The 16,323-nt window shown below is 72.1% G+C and carries 14 protein-coding genes; 6 read left to right on the top strand and 8 right to left on the bottom strand.

Annotation, left to right across the window (positions count from 1 at the left end):
- The first annotated feature begins 276 nt into the window (after positions 1-276).
- Positions 277-720: a Zn-ribbon domain-containing OB-fold protein gene (locus ACGFRG_RS13600; protein WP_393263774.1), complete on the top strand. Its 444-nt coding sequence runs from the start codon at positions 277-279 to the stop codon at positions 718-720.
- Here ACGFRG_RS13600 and ACGFRG_RS13595 read toward each other — a convergent pair.
- From ACGFRG_RS13595 to ACGFRG_RS13580, 4 genes are all read right to left on the bottom strand, one after another.
- A complete protein-coding gene (locus ACGFRG_RS13595; RefSeq protein ID WP_393263681.1) occupies positions 695-2,170 on the bottom strand; it encodes an MFS transporter in 1,476 nt (491 codons plus the stop codon). The genes ACGFRG_RS13600 and ACGFRG_RS13595 overlap by 26 nt on opposite strands.
- A 136-nt stretch (positions 2,171-2,306) precedes the next feature.
- Positions 2,307-3,014 carry a tRNA-dependent cyclodipeptide synthase gene (locus ACGFRG_RS13590; protein WP_393263679.1) on the bottom strand — a complete coding sequence of 236 codons (708 nt, stop codon included), beginning with the start codon at positions 3,012-3,014 and terminating at the stop codon, positions 2,307-2,309.
- 8 nt (positions 3,015-3,022) lie between these two features.
- The gene (locus ACGFRG_RS13585) at positions 3,023-3,805 is read right to left on the bottom strand and encodes a 2OG-Fe(II) oxygenase (RefSeq protein WP_393263677.1); all 783 of its coding nucleotides are present in this window, start codon (positions 3,803-3,805) and stop codon (positions 3,023-3,025) included.
- Positions 3,806-4,082: 277 nt separating this feature from the next.
- A complete protein-coding gene (locus tag ACGFRG_RS13580) occupies positions 4,083-5,252 on the bottom strand; it encodes an acetyl-CoA acetyltransferase (protein ID WP_393263675.1) in 1,170 nt (389 codons plus the stop codon).
- A gap of 186 nt (positions 5,253-5,438) precedes the next feature.
- Between ACGFRG_RS13580 and ACGFRG_RS13575 the strand changes: the two genes are divergently transcribed.
- Positions 5,439-6,683 (top strand): acyl-CoA dehydrogenase family protein, encoded by a 1,245-nt coding sequence (locus ACGFRG_RS13575; RefSeq protein ID WP_393263673.1) that lies wholly within the window; start codon positions 5,439-5,441, stop codon positions 6,681-6,683.
- A complete protein-coding gene (locus tag ACGFRG_RS13570; RefSeq protein ID WP_393263671.1) occupies positions 6,680-7,240 on the top strand; it encodes a nitroreductase family deazaflavin-dependent oxidoreductase in 561 nt (186 codons plus the stop codon). Before ACGFRG_RS13575 ends, ACGFRG_RS13570 begins: the two co-directional genes overlap by 4 nt.
- A gap of 101 nt (positions 7,241-7,341) precedes the next feature.
- Here the strand turns inward: ACGFRG_RS13570 and ACGFRG_RS13565 are convergent, their stop codons facing one another.
- Positions 7,342-7,989, bottom strand: coding sequence for a TetR family transcriptional regulator (locus ACGFRG_RS13565; RefSeq protein ID WP_067162989.1), 648 nt, complete (start codon positions 7,987-7,989; stop codon positions 7,342-7,344).
- A gap of 317 nt (positions 7,990-8,306) precedes the next feature.
- Between ACGFRG_RS13565 and ACGFRG_RS13560 the strand changes: the two genes are divergently transcribed.
- Positions 8,307-9,095, top strand: coding sequence for a VOC family protein (locus tag ACGFRG_RS13560; protein WP_361433027.1), 789 nt, complete (start codon positions 8,307-8,309; stop codon positions 9,093-9,095).
- 169 nt (positions 9,096-9,264) lie between these two features.
- On the top strand, positions 9,265-11,610 hold the full coding sequence (locus ACGFRG_RS13555) for a PQQ-binding-like beta-propeller repeat protein (protein WP_393263668.1): 2,346 nt from the start codon (positions 9,265-9,267) through the stop codon (positions 11,608-11,610).
- 68 nt (positions 11,611-11,678) lie between these two features.
- Here the strand turns inward: ACGFRG_RS13555 and ACGFRG_RS13550 are convergent, their stop codons facing one another.
- The 3 genes from ACGFRG_RS13550 to ACGFRG_RS13540 are packed head-to-tail and all read right to left on the bottom strand — an operon-like array spanning position 11,679 to position 14,054.
- Positions 11,679-12,452 carry an enoyl-CoA hydratase/isomerase family protein gene (locus ACGFRG_RS13550; RefSeq protein ID WP_393263666.1) on the bottom strand — a complete coding sequence of 258 codons (774 nt, stop codon included), beginning with the start codon at positions 12,450-12,452 and terminating at the stop codon, positions 11,679-11,681.
- On the bottom strand, positions 12,449-12,904 hold the full coding sequence (locus ACGFRG_RS13545; RefSeq protein ID WP_361433034.1) for an OB-fold domain-containing protein: 456 nt from the start codon (positions 12,902-12,904) through the stop codon (positions 12,449-12,451). The genes ACGFRG_RS13550 and ACGFRG_RS13545 overlap by 4 nt, the downstream gene beginning before the upstream one ends.
- Position 12,905: 1 nt before the next feature.
- The gene (locus ACGFRG_RS13540) at positions 12,906-14,054 is read right to left on the bottom strand and encodes a lipid-transfer protein (RefSeq protein ID WP_393263664.1); all 1,149 of its coding nucleotides are present in this window, start codon (positions 14,052-14,054) and stop codon (positions 12,906-12,908) included.
- Between the two features lie 121 nt (positions 14,055-14,175).
- Between ACGFRG_RS13540 and ACGFRG_RS13535 the strand changes: the two genes are divergently transcribed.
- The gene (locus ACGFRG_RS13535; protein WP_361433038.1) at positions 14,176-15,840 is read left to right on the top strand and encodes a FadD3 family acyl-CoA ligase; all 1,665 of its coding nucleotides are present in this window, start codon (positions 14,176-14,178) and stop codon (positions 15,838-15,840) included.
- Positions 15,841-16,323 lie beyond the last annotated feature (483 nt).

The following is a 16,323-nucleotide window of genomic DNA, read 5'->3' as shown; positions in this document are numbered from 1 at the left end:
GATCACGCTCCGCAGTCCACGGTGGTCGGGGGGTGGGAGGGTGGTGGCCGGACGGTGTGCGCGACGCCGCGAAGGGCGGGCGCCGCGCGCACCCTTGCGCGAGCCGTCGGTGTCCGCTGAACTGACGTACCGTCAGAATCAGGGGAGGGGGCCGCGGATGGACGCGATCCGCGGGTTTCCCGGCCCCCGTGGCGCCGGCGGGCGGCCTGATCCTGAAACTTGTCCACAGACCTGGTCACCCGACCACACGATCGGACTCTTCTGATGCCCATGCCGATGATGCCGTTCCCCGACGCGAGCGTGCCCGAGACCGACGCCTTCACGCGCGCGTACTGGGACGCGGCGGCCGCCGGCCGTCTGCTGATCCGCCGCTGCGCGGCGTGCGAGCGGGCGCATCACTACCCGCGCGAGTTCTGCCCCCACTGCTGGAGCGAGGACGTCGCCTGGGAGCGGGCGAGCGGCCGCGCCACGCTGTACACCTGGTCGGTGGTCCACCGCAACGACCTGCCCCCCTTCGACGCCCGGGTCCCGTACGCGGCGGCGGTGGTGGACCTGGTGGAGGGGGTGCGGATGATGACCGAGGTGGTGGAGTGCGAGGAGGCCGAACTCCGCGTCGGGATGCCGCTGGAGGTGGCGTTCCGCCGGGAGGGGGACGGGGTGGCCGTTCCGGTGTTCCGCCCGACCCCCTCGCGGATCAGGCGGTCCGGCGCCGACCGGTGAGGCTCAGCAGGCTCAGGACGAGCAGGGCGGCGAACGAGGTGGCCGCCACCATCCACATCGCGGCCTGGGTGCCGTGGGTGAACATCCGGTCGAACACGTCGGTGATCTCGGCGTTGCCCAGCGAGGTGTGGGACCGCAGCAGCTCCGTGGCGCGCTCGGGGTCGGCCACCGCGTCCTTGGTCCAGGAGCCGGTGGCCGCGCCCCGGTCGGCCAGCGCCGAGGTGAGACTGGAGTCGGCCTGCGAGCGGTACAGGACGATGCCCGCCGCGAGACCGATGGCCCCGCCGAGGTTGTGGAAGGTCCAGGAGGAGCCCATCGCCAGTCCGGCCTGCCGCTCCGGCACCGAGGACAGGGCGGAGACGGTGGCCGGGCCGAGCACACAGGCCCAGGCGAGGCCCATCGCGACCAGCGCCACCACCAGGAAGGCGAGCGAGGCGTCCGCGCTGATCCGGGTGAGCAGCAGCGCCGAGACGGTGAACGCGCCGAACCCGGCGATCAGCAGCTTCCTGGGCCCGAAGCGGTCGGTCAGCCGTCCCACGAACGGGGAGAGCGCCGCCATCACCGCGGTGCACGGCAGCAGCATCGCGCCGGTGGCGTAACCGCCGTATCCCCGCACCTCGTTGAGGTACAGCGGCAGCAGGAACAGGACCGTGGTGTAGAAGCACGCCAGCGCGAAGTCGGAGACGATCGCGGCGAGGAACGCCCGGTGCCGGAAGAGTCCGAAGCTGATGATGGGGTCGGTGGCGCGGCGCTCCACGGCGTAGAACGCGATGAGCGCGACCAGTGCGAAGCCGAGCAGCCCGAGGGTGCGGCCGCTGGACCAGCCCCAGGTGCCGCCGAGGGTGAAGGCGAGCACCACCGAGGGAATGCCGAGGCTGATCAGGACGAGCCCCGGCCAGTCGACGCCCGCCGTCGCCTCCTCGTTGCGCGACTCGCGCACGCTGAACGAGCACAGCGCCAGGGCGAGGGCGATCAGCGGGGCGTTGATCCAGAACACCCAGTGCCAGCCGATGGCGGAGACGATGACACCGCCGAGCAGCGGCCCGATGGCGAGGCCCACGCCGTTGACCCCGTACAGCGCGCCGATCGCGCGGCCGCGCTGGGACTCGGGGAACGCGTTCTGCACGATGGCGCCGGTGGACGTGTACAGGATGGCCCCGGCGGCGCCCTGCAGGAACCGGAAGGCGATCAGCCAGCCGGTCGTGGTGGCGAACCCGGCCCCCAGCGAGGCGAGTCCGAAGGCGACGGTGCCGATATAGAGGACACGACGTCGGCCGTAGGTGTCGGCGAGCCGCCCCATGGTCACCATGAACATCGACAGGGCGACGATGAACATGTTGACGATGAGCTGCAGATCGGTGACGGACGCACCGAGGTCGGCCTGGATCTGCGGGGCGGCGGTGTTGACGATGGTGAGGTCGATGCAGCCGAGGAAGCTGATCAGGCTCACCCCGGCGAACGCCCACCATTTGCGGTCGGGTGCGGAATTCGTCGAAGCCGTCGAAGTCGTTGCCTTGGTCGATGGCGTCGTTGATGGCGTCACAGTGTCGTGTCCTCTATACCGGATAGTGGCGTTGGCGAAGGGTTCAGGCGGCTTGCTCGGGAGCCGCCGCCCGCTTCTTGAACCTCAAGGACAGCCAGCCGCCCTTGCCCGGGAATTCCTCGGTGACGAAGAGCCGTTGGGTGTCGGCCATGGCGACCGTCATCGGCTGCGGATAGATGATGTGGTCGTAGCCCTGATGCGCCCACATCGGCATGATGATGGGGCATTCCTCGATGAGATATTCCCGGCACCGCCGGAACGCCAATTCGGTGTCCGCGCCCGGATCCCGGAGAGTGAGCCGGTCGACGAATTTACCGATGGTGGCGTCGACTGCCTGCCGATAGCGCGGATCGTTCTCGTAGGCGTGCTCGACGCGCTGCCTGAATCCCGCGTAGTCGGGATCCTCCAGTGCCTCGTCCCAGCGCAACACCTCATGCGGTACGGACAGTTGGCCGAGCGTCTTGTCATTGCGCTCCAGCCATTCGTCGCCCTCGCGCAGCGCCTTGGCGTAGGCGTCCTCGGGCGAGATGCCGAGATTGTTGGTGCGTTGCAGGGTGTCGGCGACCGCGATGGTCAGATGCGCGAATCCACTGCGGTTCACGAGTTCCACGGTGGCGCGGAGTTTATCGCCCTCGTGGTAACGCTGGCCGACGCTCACCAGGAGAACGGCCCGGGTGTCGGCGAGGGTCAGTTGCTTGGCCGCCTCGCCGAAGTTCGCCTTCGTACGGCCGTCGATGGTGTAGGTGCTCATGGCCGCGCTCAGCTCCACAGGGCCAGCGGGCGGTCGGCGCCGTAGTAGCCGAGGAAGTGCCCGAGGGTGATGCGGGGCTCGTCGCCGGACGGGCGCACCGCGTGGATCTGGCGGGGGTTGAGCAGGAGCAGATCGCCGGGCGACGGCTTGATCACCTCCTTGGGCGGCCCGAGCAGCTCGCGCTCCAGGCCCCAGACGCGCTCGCCCTTGAGCTCGTTGTACGCGTCCTCGCCCGGCTCGGTGCCCCACAGCTCCAGCTCGCCGCCGGTCTGCGGGATGTTGACGTAGATATTGGCCGAGAGCTGCGCCAACTGCTCGACGGAGTGCTCGGCGGGCAGATTGCGCTCCAGGGCGTCGGTGTGCGGATTGAGGTCCACGTCCTTGTCCTGGTAGCGGCAGATGCCGATGAACGCCTTGCGCCCATTGATGTTCAGCAGATTGGCTCCGGGCTTCCAGGTCTCCTCGACCAGCGCCCGGAATACATCACTCGGCGACGCGTACGGGGAAAAGAGATCGCGCATCCGCTGGATATTGGCCCGGGCTTCCGAGTGGTACTGGTCGCGCGAGGCCTCGTCGCTGATCTCCGAGTAGGCGAAGCCGATGCGCTTGAACGCGGTGTCCTGGCTGAGCCCGCCCCGGTCCGGGTGGTCTAAGAGCTGTTCGCGTGCCGACGCCAGCGCCTGTGGGGGTATGAAGCCCGGTATGTGTACGCCCAGTGCCGTTCCTTCCACCAGAGCGAGAATGTCCTCGTGCGAGAACTGTCGTGCCGTGGTGCGCCTGATAAGGGTCATGCCTGCCTTCTGAATACGGAAAAGAGCGGACGACCGGTTTAGCTGATCGCCCCGCGTTGTTACGTGGCAACTACACATGCTTCTTGTCGGCCACGTCAACCGCCCTCTGTCCCGTGCAATGCAGACGTAAAGAAGGATGGCCGGAACGAGCCGTTCCGGCCGAGACTCTGTTGTTGCGATCCAAACGCCTGCGGCAATTCGACGGCTCATTGGGACCCGCCCGGCCGTCCGGTCGGCGGTCGTCCGCGGCCGAATCGCCGCACCCGGCGCGCGGCGCTCAGCGCCCGAGGACGACCGTTCCCGACGAGCAGAACCAGCCGCCCGTACCCGACGCCACGGCCAGTTCCGGAAGGCGGCCGTCGGCCTTGCGGACCTGCCCCGGGCCCGCCTCCCCGCGAAGCTGCCGCACCGCCTCGACGATCAGGAAGAGGCCGCGCATCCCGGGGTGGCAGGCGGAAAGGCCGCCGCCGTCGGTGTTGACCGGCAGTGAACCGTCCCGCAGCAGCCGCCCCTTCTCCACGAACGCGCCGCCCTCGCCCTTCGCACAGAAGCCGAGGTCTTCGAGGGTGACCAGCGTCATGTAGGTGAAGGCGTCGTAGATCTCGGCGATGTCGATGTCGGCGGGCCGAACTCCCGCCCTCTCGAAGGCGATACGCCCGGACACCGCCGCCGGGGACACGGTGAAGTCCTCCCACTCCGACATCGTCGTGTGCGACATCGCCGCCCCCGAACCCAGCACCCACACAGGCGACTTGGCGCAGTCGGCCACGTACTCCTGCGCCGCGAGCAGCACCGCGCACCCGCCGTCCGACCGGATGCAGCAGTGCAGCTTGGTGAACGGGTCGGCGATCACCGGGCCGGACACCACGTCGTCGACCGTGATCGGGTCGCGGAACATCGCGTCGGGGTTGGTGGCCGCGTTCGCCCGCGCCTGCACGGCGACCTCCGCCAACTGCTCGACGGTGGTGCCGTATTGGTGCATGTGGCGACGCGCGGCCATCGCGTACTTGGCGATCAGCGTGTGCCCGTACGGCACCTCGAACTGGAGCGGTCCGCGCCCGCCGAACGACAGGTTGGACGTGCGCCGCCCGGCCTTGATGTCGGCCCGGGCCGTCGACCCGTACACCAGCAGGACGGCGTCGGCGTGCCCGAGGGCGATCGCGTCGGCGGCGTGCGCGGCCATGACCTCCCAGGTGGCGCCGCCGACGCCGGTCGAGTCCAGCCAGGTGGGCCGCAGCCCCAGATACTCGGCCACCTCGACGGGCGCGAGGGTGCCCAGGCCCGCCGAGCCGAAGCCGTCGACGACGCTCCGGTCGAGCCCGGAGTCGGCGAGCGCCCGGCGGGCGGCTTGGGCGTGCAGGGCGTACGGGGTCACGTCGTCCACGCGGCCGGTGTCGGAGAGGGCCACGCCGACGACGGCGACCTTGCGGGGGAAGGCTCCAGCCATGAATCTGACGGTACATCAGATGCGCCGTCGGCGGGGGCCGGACGAGGGAATCCGATGCCTCGTCGGCGGGGGTCGGGCGAGTGAAGCTGATGTACCGTCAGATCGATTCGCCGAGTCGAGCCGGGCCACCTCCGCGCCGCCCCGCACCGCGCCGGAGCGGCCCGCCTCCGGGAGGAGTGACCGCCCATGGACGTCGACTTCACCGAGCCGCAGCGGGAGATCCGCCGCACCCTCCACGATCTGCTGGCCAAGCGCTGCGGCCCGGACGAGGTCAAGGCCGCCGTGCGCACCGCCCCCGGCCACGACACGGCCCTGTGGCACCGGCTCTCCGCCGAGCTCGGGCTGCCGGGGCTCGCGGTGCCCGAGGAGTACGGCGGAGTCGGCTGCGGCCCCGCCGAACTCGCCCTCGCCTGCGAGGAGACCGGCCGCGCCCTGCTGCCCTCGCCCCTGCTCGCCACCGCCGCCCTCGCCGCACCCCTGCTCCTGGCCCTCGGGACCGAGCCGCAGAAACGCGCCCACCTGCCCGCTCTCGCCCGGGGCGAGCTCACCGCCACCCTCGTGGTCCCGGGCGCAAGCCTCGCCCTGGCCCTCGGCCTGACCGGCGAGAACGCCGACGGTGACTGGGCGGGCGGTGGGCGCTCCGGTGGCGTACAGGCGCGCCGGACCGAGGACGGGCGCTGGCGGCTGTACGGCGAGGCCGATCAGGTCCTCGACGGCCACACCGCCGGCCTCCTGGTCGTCGCCGCCCACACCGGCGGCTTCGCCCGCAGCCGCGCCCGCCTCTTCCTCGTACGGCCGGACGCCGCCGGGGTGCGCCGGGTGCGCAGGACCGCGCTCGACGAGACGCGCGCGCAGGCGCGGGTGCAACTCAGGGATGTGGAAGCGGAGTTGCTGGGCGGGGAGGGGGCAGAGGGCGCGGAGGGTTCGGGAGGGTCGCAGGGTTCGGGAGGGTCGGCGGGCGGGCGCGATCACCTCGCCGCCCTCGCCGACACCGGCCGCACCGCCGCCTGCGCTCTCGCCGCCGAGGCCGTCGGGGCCGCCGCGCAGGCGCTGGAGCGGACCGTGGCGTATGTGAAGGAGCGCGAGCAGTTCGGGCGCCCCATCGGGTCCTTCCAGGCGGTCAAGCACCGCCTGGCCGACCGGTATGTCCAGGTGCAGGCGGCCCGTTCGGCCGCGTACTACGCGACCTGGGACCCGTCCGCCGGTGGCCTGGCGCTCGCCCAGGCCCTGGAGGCGCTGCGGGCGAGCGCCGCCGAGGCGATCCAGCTGCACGGCGGCATCGGCTTCACCTGGGAGCACGAGGTTCATCTGTACTTCAAGCGCGCGGCCTGCGACGAGCTGCTGTTCGGCCCGGTCCACGCACTGCGCGCGCACGCGGCGGCCGGGGCGGGCCTGTTCACGACGGCCACGCGCGCGAGGGCGGCCCTGTGAGGGCGGCGGGGCGGCCGTCGACGGGCTTCGCCGCCCGCCTCGTCCAGAAGGTGTCCGCCACGCGCGCGTTCGCGAAGGTCGCGCCCCACGTCGTCCCGGCGATGGACCGCGCGGTCCACCGGCTCACCCGGGGCCGGGTGCTGCCCAGCGCGCGGATGCTGCCCGGGGTGGTGCTCAGCGCGCGCGGCGCCAAGTCGGGGCTTGTGCGCACGACTCCGCTCGCCTGTATGCCGGAGGAGGGTGGCACCTGGCTGCTCGTCGGGTCCAACTTCGGGCGCCCGGGGCATCCGGCCTGGACCGCCAACCTGCTGGCCCACCCGGACGCCTCGATCAGCTGGAGGGGGTGGGACATTCCCGTACGGGCGCGGCTGCTCGCGGGGGAGGAGCGGGCGGACGCCTGGCGGGCCGTGCTGGCGTTCTGGCCGCCGTACGCCGCGTATCAGGCCCGTGTCGAGCGCGAGATCCGGCTCTTCAGGCTGGTCGGGCGGGAGGCCGGGCTGGTGTCCGGACAGGAGAACGCCGGCGGGGCTCACCTTGGTGAACCACCGCCGGCGTGACAGGACTTGGGGGTGAAAGGCCCCCGGGGATCACCGCGCGGCCGTCCGTGTGCGCGCCGGGGTGATCGCTGCTGCTCCTACTGCCGCATCGGCCGCTTCGCCTACTTCGTAGGCTTCTTGCCGGTGATGCCCAGATGCACGAGCAGCGCAAGGTTGGGCTTCAGCTCGGCCTGTTTGACGCCCCAGGTCTGGAAGCCCTTCTGGTGCGAGGCCACCGCCGCGAGCATCGCGACGATCGAGCCCGCCATCGCCGCGGGGCTGACGTCCTTGTCGACCTTGCCCTTCGACTGGAGCTCCTTCACCGCGTCCGTAAGGGAGTTGTTCACGGAGTTGAGGATCTTCATGCGGATCTTGTAGAACCGCTTGTCGCCCTCGGCCGCGCCCAGGTCCACCACCCGCAGGATCGCGTCGTTCTTGCGCCAGAAGTCGAGGAATCCCTCGACCAGTTCCTCCGCTGTCTGCCAGCCGGCCTTGCCGACCCAGGAGCGGCCCTCCACGAGGGAGGTCAACGCCGCGCCCTCCTTGGCCATTTCCTCCGCGATCTCCAGGACGGCGCCCTCGACGTCCGGGAAGTACTGGTAGAAGGTCGCGGGTGAAGTACCCGCCTTCCGGGCCACGTCGATGACTTTGACGTCCCGGTACGGCGAGGAGCTGAGCATCTCGCTGAGGCAGTCGAGCAGCTTCTGCCGCGTCGCCTGGCCGCGTCGGCCGGCCACGCGGCCGTCGACGGTGCGTACTTGTCCTGTCATGCCGTCAGCTTACCGAGGGGTGATCGGAGCGCGATTCGGCCGACTGCAAATGGGGGCCGGGGGTTGACGGGGGCGGTGAGCGGGCCGCCGGTTCGAGAGGGCGTCCGCCACTCGAATGGTGTTATCAACAGCCTGTGGACATGTTCTGTGGACAACCCGTACGGGAAAAGGGCGTAGGCGGCTAAAGTGGTCGCGGAGTAGATCGCGTGTTCGATTAATGCCGCTGCGATACGGGGGAGGGGCCGTTAACTTCGCCGCGTAGAGGCACGGCGTGACAGGCACCTGAAGCCGGGCCACCCCAGGAAGGAACCAGGCGCATGGGCGGATTTCCGGAAGGCGCGCCGTGCTGGGCCGATGTGACGCTGCCCGACCTCGCGGCGGGCAAGCGCTTCTACGGCGCGCTGATGGGCTGGACGTTCGACGACGACGCCGAGGAGAAGTACGGCTTCTACACGAACGCGTTCAGCGGCGACAAGCGCGTGGCCGCCCTCGTCCCCAAGCGCGACGGCCGTATGCCCACCGCCTGGGGCGTCTACTTCGCGACCCCCGACGCCGCGGCCCTGGCCGTGCGGATCAGGGCGGCGGGCGGCCAGCTGGTGACGGACCCGGTCGCGGTTCCTCCGTACGGGACGATGGCGGTGGCCGCCGACCCCGGCGGCGCGGTCTTCGGGCTCTGGCAGGCGGGCAGCCACACCGGCTTCGAGAAGACGGGCGAGCCGGGCGCTTTTTGCTGGACCGAGGTCTACGCGCGCGACCCGGCGCGCGCGGACGCGTTCTACGAGGCGGTCTTCGGCTTCGAGGGCCAGGATCTGGACGGGACGGACGGGGACTTCCGCACCTGGTCCCCGGCGGGCGCCGAGCCCGGCCCCGACACCGCGTTCGGCGGCCGCAGTCTGCTGGGCGACAGCTTCCCGGCGGAGATGCCCGACCACTTCCTGGTCTACTTCGCGGTGGGCGACTGCGACGCGAGCGCCGCGTCCTGCGTCAACCTGGGCGGCCGGATCGCCGCCGAGCCGTTCGACATCCCGTACGGGCGCATGGCCGTGGTCAGCGACGACCAGGGCGCGAGGTTCGCGATCCTCCAGCAGGACCGGACCGTTCCGTAAGCGGTCGAAGGGTGTCCGGAACGGGGGGAGACATCCCGATCAGGGCACGGGTTGGCCACCGGGGACCACCAGCAGGAAGAATCGGGGTGCCGCGTGAGACGCTGCACGGGGCCTTGTTGTGACGCGTTGATTTCTTTACTTAAGGCCCGTACGGGGAGGTGGCAGGCAAGTGGAGCAGCTGACGCAGCACGACCCGAGGCGGATCGGCCCCTTCGAGGTGCTGGGACGGCTCGGTGCCGGCGGCATGGGGCTGGTCTATCTGGCGCGCTCGGCGTCCGGCCGCCGCGTGGCGATCAAGACGGTGCGCACGGAGCTCGCCGAGGACCAGCTGTTCCGGGTCCGGTTCACCCGTGAGGTGGAGGCGGCCCGGGCCGTCAGCGGCTTCTACACGGCGGCCGTGGTCGACGCCGACCCGCGCGCGGCCGTGCCGTGGCTGGCCACCGCCTACGTACCGGCGCCCTCGCTAGAGGAAATAGTGAATGAGTGCGGGCCGCTGCCGGCCCAGGCGGTGCGCTGGCTGGCGGCCGGCATCGCCGAGGCGCTGCAGTCCATCCACGGGGCGGGCCTGGTCCACCGCGACCTGAAGCCGTCGAACGTGCTGGTGGTCGAGGACGGCCCGCGCGTGATCGACTTCGGTATCGCGTCCGGTGTCTCCAACACCCGCCTCACCATGACGAACGTGGCCGTGGGCACGCCCGCGTACATGTCGCCGGAGCAGGCCAAGGACTCCCGCAGCGTGACCGGCGCCAGCGATGTCTTCTCGCTCGGCTCGACGCTGGTCTTCGCGGCGACCGGGCACGCCCCCTTCCACGGCGCCAACCCCGTCGAGACCGTCTTCATGCTGCTGCGCGAGGGCCCGGACGTGACGGGGCTGCCGGACGAGCTGCGTCCGCTCATCGAGTCCTGTATGCAGATGGAGGCCGCGCTGCGGCCCTCGCCCGAGGACCTTCAGGCGCAGCTGGCCCCGCATCTGTTCGGCGGCTCCGACGACAGCGGCACGGCGTCGGCCTGGCTGCCGGACCGCTCGGTGGCGATGATCGAGCAGCGCCGCGGCGGCGGCCGGCCCAAGCCCGTGCCGGTCCCGGTGGACCCCTCGCCGCCGCCCAGGCCCGCGTACGAGCCGCCGCAGCCCTCCCGGGTGCCGCAGCCGTCCGCGCTCTCGGTGCCGGACGGGCCGGTGCGGCTCGCGGGCGCGAAGGTGCCGATCGGCCCGGGCCCCCGGGTCGCGGACGCGGCGCGCGCGGTGGCCGAGGCCAGCCCCGCGACCGGATGGGTCAGGGTCCCGGCCGGCCAGGCCCACGGCAGACCCGACCTCCCGGTGGCGAACGGCGCGCCCGCCACCACCGCCCCGCCCGTCCCGGCCCCGGCCCACGCCCCCGACGGGCCGGGCCGCTGGCGCCCCTGGCGGTTCCGCATGTCCAACGACGTGTGGGGCACCCCGGCGGTCGCGGGCGATCTGCTCTACGTCACCTCCTTCGAGGTGCACGCGCTGGACGTGGCCAGCGGGCGGCGCCAGTTCAAGACCCGTGACGTGGCCTGGGCGATGGCCGTGGAGGCGGGCCGCATCCACGCCTCCGACGGCCCGACGCTGTACGCGCTGGACGCGGCGGACGGCCGCGAGCTGTGGCGCCTGCCCACCGACGCCTGGGTGTACGCCCTGCGCACCGACCGGGGCACGGTCGTCACCTCCACGCGCGGCGGCGGCGTACAGGCCTGGGAGGCCGCCAACGGCGAGAAGCTGTGGGACATCACCGGCGCCCAGACCGACTTCGAGACCCCCGAGGCCGGCCCGGTCATCCACGAGGGCACGGTGTACGTGTGGCAGGACGCGCGGCTGCGCGCCCTGGACGCGCGCACCGGCGTCGAGCGCTGGTCGTACCCGGTCGGCGACGCGGCCTCGTGCGGCGGCGTCCCGGTCCGCCTCGCGCCCGCGCAGGACGGCTACGTCTACGTCTCGGCGGGCACCAGGGTGCTGTCCATCGACATCGCCAGCGGCCATGTCCGCTGGCACTTCGAGGCCCCGGCCGTCTTCCTCTGCCCGCCGACCTTCGCGCCGGGCCCGGCGGTCGCGGGCGGCGGGGTGTACCTGGCGGACTACCTCGGCACGGTGTACGCGCTCGACGCGACCACCGGCAAGGACCGCTGGCGCATCGCGACCGAGTCGCGCCAGTCCGTCGAGCCGGTCCTGGTCGTCGACGGCAACATCCATGTGGGCAGCGGCAGCGCGCTCTACACCCTGGACGCGGTCACCTCCACCCCGAAGTGGCGCTTCGCGGCGGGCGGGGAGGTGGTGGGCACGCCGGTGGTCGCCGACGGCCGCATCCACTTCGGCTCGGCCGACCACTGCCTCTACACCCTGGACGCGGCGGGCGGCCAGCTCCGCTGGAAGCTGGCCACGGGCGGCGAGATCACGGGCTCGCCGGTGGCCCGGGGCGGTGTGGTGTACGCGTGCAGCAAGGACCGGTGTGTGTACGCGCTGGACGCGGTGAAGGGGACGGCGACGTCCTCTCGGTGACGGGGGGCGTGGTTGTTTGGCTGCGGGTCGGTGGGCGCGAGCAACCCAGCACGGTCCGCAGCCGAAACTCAGCGCACCCGGAACCCCCCGCCCTGCCGCGCCCCGAACAGCCCCGCCTGGGCGTCCGGGGGAAGGTTCCCCAGTGCTATCAGGTGGGGGGCCCGGGCGAAAGCCTGGGTGCGGGCGGGCTCGTGGGCCGACCACACGGCCCGCACCGTGCCCTGCACCGCCTCCGTCGGGTACCCCGCGACGACCTCCGCGCACCGCACCGCCGCCGCCACCTCCTCCCCGGGCGCAGTCACCTCGCTGACCAGGCCCGTCTCGTACGCCCGGCGGGCCGAGACCCGCTCGGCCGTGCCCATCAGGGCGAGCCGGGCCACCTCGCCGGGCGGCATGCGCAGTGCGAGGTGGACCGACTCGTACGCGCTGACCATCCCGTACGTCGTATGCGGGTCGAAGAACGTCGCGTCCTCGGCGGCGATCACGAAGTCGGCCTCGCCGAGGAGATAGAACGCCCCGCCGCATGCCATCCCGCGCACCGCCGCGATCACCGGTTTCCACAGGTCGTTCGCCTTCGGCCCGACCGCGATCAGCGGATCGTCGACCGAGTACGGGGACGACGGCTGCGGGACGACGGCCGAGCGGTCGATGCCGGTGCAGAACGCCTTCTCGCCCGCGCCCGTCAGGACGATCGCCCGTACCTCGTCGTCGTAGCGGAACTCCCGCCAGACGGCGGCCAGTTCGGCGGCGGTCGCCAGATCGATGGCGTTGTGCTTCTCGGGGCGGTCGAGGGTGACGACCGCGACGCCGGTCTCCTTGTCCCGCTCGGTGCGCAGTGTCATGAGCGCTCCAGGAGCCAGCGCGGCACGGTGACGCCGTCGGTCTCGGTGAACGCGACCTGCACGCGCGCGCCGATCCGCAGCCGGGCCGGGTCCACCGAGTCCAGCGGCGCGTTAGGCGCCGCGACCACATTGCCGACGAGCCGGATCAGCGGGTCCTCGGCGAGTTCGACGACGACGGCGTTGTACGGGGCCTGGGCGGCGTAGGCGGGCAGGAGCGGCGGATGGGGCAGGACGTACGACCAGATGCGGCCGCGTCCCGACATCAGCCGCCACTCGCTGTCGAAGGAGTGGCAGTGCGGGCAGCACGGCCGGGGCGGGAAGCGCAGCCGCCCGCACTCGGGGGCGGCGCAGGCCTGGACGCGGAGTTCGCCCCGGGCCGCGTACGTCCAGAAGGGCTCGCCGTCGTCGTCCGGGACGGGGTTGAGGAGGGGCGCGGGCAGGGGGGACGGCATCTCAACTCCTGAGCAGTAGGGCCGAGGTGGGCACGCCCTCACCGGCCGTGACCAGGCAGGTGGTGGCGTCGGGCACCTGCGCGGTGGAGGTGCCGCGCAGCTGCTTCACGCCCTCGTTGATGAGGTTGAAGCCATGGACGTACGCCTCGCTGAGCCCGCCGCCGCCGGTGTTCAGCGGCAGCCGCCCGCTGATCTCCAGGGCGCCCCCCTCGGTGAAGGCGGCGCCCTCGCCCCGGCCGCAGAAGCCGTAGCCCTCCAGGGAGAGCGGGATGAGGGGGGTGAAGGCGTCGTAGATCTGGGCGACGTCGACGTCCTCGGGCCCGAAGTCGGCCTGTTTCCACAGGTGTCGGGCGGCGGTCCAGGCGGGCCCGGTGAGCGGGTCCTCGTTCCAGTAGTTGACCATGCCGTGGTGCTGGGCGGGCAGGCCCTGGGCGGCGGAGTGCACGTAGACGGGCCGGTGCCGGCAGTCGCGGGCGCGGTCGGCGGAGACGATCACGCAGGCCAGCGCGCCGTCCGTCTCCAGGCAGTTGTCGAAGAGGCAGAGCGGCTCGCTGATCCAGCGGGAGGTCATATACATGTCGCGGGTGAGCGGGCGTTCGTACATGATCGCGGCCGGGTTCTGGTTGGCGCGGTTGCGGCAGGCGAGGGCGACGTTGAAGAGGTGGTCGCGGGTGGCGCCGTACTCGTGCATATAGCGGCGGGCCAGCATGCCGATCTCGTCGGCGGGTCTGAGCAGCCCGAAGGGGCGCGTCCACTGGGCGGGGGTGGGGAGTTGGACCGCGGTGTTCTTCCACGGGCGCGGTCCGCTGCCGCGCTTGCGCGAGCGCCAGGCGACCCCGACGCCGGCCTGTCCGGTGGCGACGGCGGAGGCGAGATGGGCCACGGTCGCGCACGAGCCACCGCCGCCGAACCCGACCTTGCCGAAGAAGGTGAGGTCGCCCGCCCCGATCGACTTGGCGATCTCGACCTCGTCGGTCTCCTCCATCGTGTACGAGGCCAACGCGTCCACCTCGGACGGGGAGATCCCGGCGTCGTCGAGCGCGGCGAGGATGGCCCGGCAGGCCAACGCCTTCTCGGATTCGGGCAGTTGGCGGGCGAACCTCGTCTGCCCGATCCCGGCTATTGCCGTCGCGTCCTTGAGTATCGACATCCGCCACCTCCGCGATCGCCGTACGCCACCGCCGTGCTGCCCGCGGTGCACCGCTGCTGACAGCGAGGAAGGCTACAGCTAATCTGACGGGTAGTCAGCTAGCGCGGTGGGAGGGCTTGCCATGCGGGAGGACCTGGACGGGCGGGACGCGGGCACCCGGGGCTCGGGCACCCGGGGCGACCTGGAGTGGGGCTCCGTCGGGAGGCTCGTGCGGAGCGCGGCCGAGCGGTACGGGCGGCGCGAGGCGGTCGTCGAGGGCCGCACCCGCCTCTCGTACGCGGAGCTGGGCGAGCGGGTCGAACGGGCGGCGGCCGCGTGCATGGCGGCCGGGGTCGAGCCGGGCGACCGGGTCGCGGTGTGGGCGCCGAACACGCTCGACTGGATCGTCAGCGCGCTGGGCGCGGTCACGGCCGGGGCGGTGCTCGTGCCGCTGAACACCCGGTTCAAGGGGGCGGAGGCGGCGTACGTACTGGCGCGCAGCCGGGCGAAGGTGCTGTTCGTGACGGGAACGTTCCTGGGGACGTCGTACGTTGCCATGTTGCGGCGTGCGGCCGCCGAGGGAGCCGGTTCCTGCGGCCCGCTGCCCGGCCTTCCCCACCTGGAGCAGGTGGTGGTGCTGGCGGAGGACGCGCCGGACGACTTCCGGGCGTGGAAGGACTTCCTGGCGCAGGGGGAGTCGGTGGCGACGGCGGATGTGCGGCGTCGTGCCGATGCGGTCGACCCGTCCGCCGCCTCGGACATCATCTACACGTCCGGGACGACGGGACGCCCCAAGGGGGCGGTGATCACCCATGCGCAGACGCTGCGGTGCTACGACATCTGGAGCGAGCTGGCGGGCCTGCGGGAGGGCGACCGGTACCTGATCGTCAACCCGTTCTTCCACACCTTCGGGTACAAGGCGGGGATCATCGCCTGTCTGACGCGGGGTGCGACGATGGTGCCGCAGCCGGTGTTCGACGTCGGCGCGGTGCTGGCGAACATCGCGGCCGAGCGCATCTCGGTCCTGCCCGGCCCGCCCACCCTCCACCAGCAGCTCCTCGACCACCCGGCGCGCACCGCCCACGACTTGTCGGCGCTGCGGCTGGTGGTGACGGGGGCGGCGGTCGTTCCCTTGCGCCTGGTCGAACGCCTCCGGTCCGAGCTGGGCATCGGGACGGTGCTCACGGCGTACGGGCTGTCGGAGGCGAGCGGGATCGTCACGATGTGCCGCCGGGGGGATGCGGCGGAGGTGATCGCCTCGACGTCGGGACGGGCGATACCGGGTACGGAGGTACGGGTACTGGCGGCGTCGGGCTCGCAGGCTCCGCTCGGCTCGCCGGGCGAGATCCAGGTGCGCGGATTCAACGTGATGGGCGGGTACTTCGAGGACGAGGCGGCGACGGCGTCCGCGATGACGGCCGACGGATGGTTGCGGACGGGGGACGTGGGTGTCCTGGACGCGTCCGGGAACCTGCGGATCACCGACCGGATCAAGGACATGTTCATCGTCGGCGGCTTCAACGCGTACCCCGCCGAGATCGAGCAGGTGCTCGGCCTGCACCCCGGGGTGGCCGAGGTCGCGGTGATCGGAGTCCCGGACCCGCGCCTAGGGGAGGTCGGCAAGGCGTACGTGGTGCCCCGCCCCGACTCTCCGCTGACGTCCGACGAGCTGATCGCGTGGGCGCGGCGGGAGCTGGCGAACTACAAGGTGCCGCGGGAGGTGGAGTGGGTGGGGGAGCTACCGCGGAACGCGAGCGGAAAGGTCCTGAAACGAGCCCTGAGATCCCCCACCCCGCCCGTTACCTGAACCCTCCGGGGGCGGGTGGGGGGAGGGGCCCCCGGGGGCTCCGCCCCCGGGGGCCCCGGGCGGGGGCTGCGCCCCCTGCACCCCGCTCCGGGGCTACGCCCGGAACTCCGGCTGAGGGCGGGCGGGCAGCGGGGCTGCGCCCCCGAACCCCCAGCGGGGCCTGCGGCCCCTGCACCCCGCTCGGGGGCGCTGCCCCCGTACCCCCGGGCAGGGCTACGCCGCCGCACCCCTGAATGCTGTGCCCCCGGGTCTCCCTGGCGGGGGCCGCGCCCCCTGCACCCCGGTCCGGGGTGGGTCGGGCTCGCCCCCGCGCCTCGCTTTGGCCTCCGGCCCCGAACCCTGGGCGCTTCGCCTTGATGGTGACCTTCGCGAAGTAGCCGGCGCGACCGCCTGGCGGCATGCTGAAGCACGAGTTGAGATGGCGTGGGCCTTGAATCATCGTGGGACTCGGCTGCCGTGATGGCGGTGCGGGCGCCTGGCGAC

Origin of the sequence: Streptomyces sp. NPDC048696, from assembly GCF_043198895.1 — a bacterium.
GTDB lineage: Bacteria > Actinomycetota > Actinomycetes > Streptomycetales > Streptomycetaceae > Streptomyces.
Note: the sequence above shows the minus strand (reverse complement) of the source record. Positions and strands in the feature narration are given on the sequence as shown.

Bases quoted from the DNA above. Each gene is read 5' to 3' on its own strand.
- ACGFRG_RS13590 (WP_393263679.1), bottom strand. From the start codon at position 3,014: ATGAGCACCTACACCATCGACGGCCGTACGAAGGCGAACTTCGGCGAG.
- ACGFRG_RS13575 (WP_393263673.1), top strand. From the start codon at position 5,439: ATGGACGTCGACTTCACCGAGCCGCAGCGGGAGATCCGCCGCACCCTC.
- ACGFRG_RS13560 (WP_361433027.1), top strand. From the start codon at position 8,307: ATGGGCGGATTTCCGGAAGGCGCGCCGTGCTGGGCCGATGTGACGCTG.
- ACGFRG_RS13550 (WP_393263666.1), bottom strand. From the start codon at position 12,452: ATGACACTGCGCACCGAGCGGGACAAGGAGACCGGCGTCGCGGTCGTC.
- ACGFRG_RS13580 (WP_393263675.1), bottom strand. From the start codon at position 5,252: ATGGCTGGAGCCTTCCCCCGCAAGGTCGCCGTCGTCGGCGTGGCCCTC.
- ACGFRG_RS13540 (WP_393263664.1), bottom strand. From the start codon at position 14,054: ATGTCGATACTCAAGGACGCGACGGCAATAGCCGGGATCGGGCAGACG.
- ACGFRG_RS13600 (WP_393263774.1), top strand. From the start codon at position 277: ATGATGCCGTTCCCCGACGCGAGCGTGCCCGAGACCGACGCCTTCACG.
- ACGFRG_RS13535 (WP_361433038.1), top strand. From the start codon at position 14,176: ATGCGGGAGGACCTGGACGGGCGGGACGCGGGCACCCGGGGCTCGGGC.
- ACGFRG_RS13585 (WP_393263677.1), bottom strand. From the start codon at position 3,805: ATGACCCTTATCAGGCGCACCACGGCACGACAGTTCTCGCACGAGGAC.
- ACGFRG_RS13565 (WP_067162989.1), bottom strand. From the start codon at position 7,989: ATGACAGGACAAGTACGCACCGTCGACGGCCGCGTGGCCGGCCGACGC.
- ACGFRG_RS13545 (WP_361433034.1), bottom strand. From the start codon at position 12,904: ATGCCGTCCCCCCTGCCCGCGCCCCTCCTCAACCCCGTCCCGGACGAC.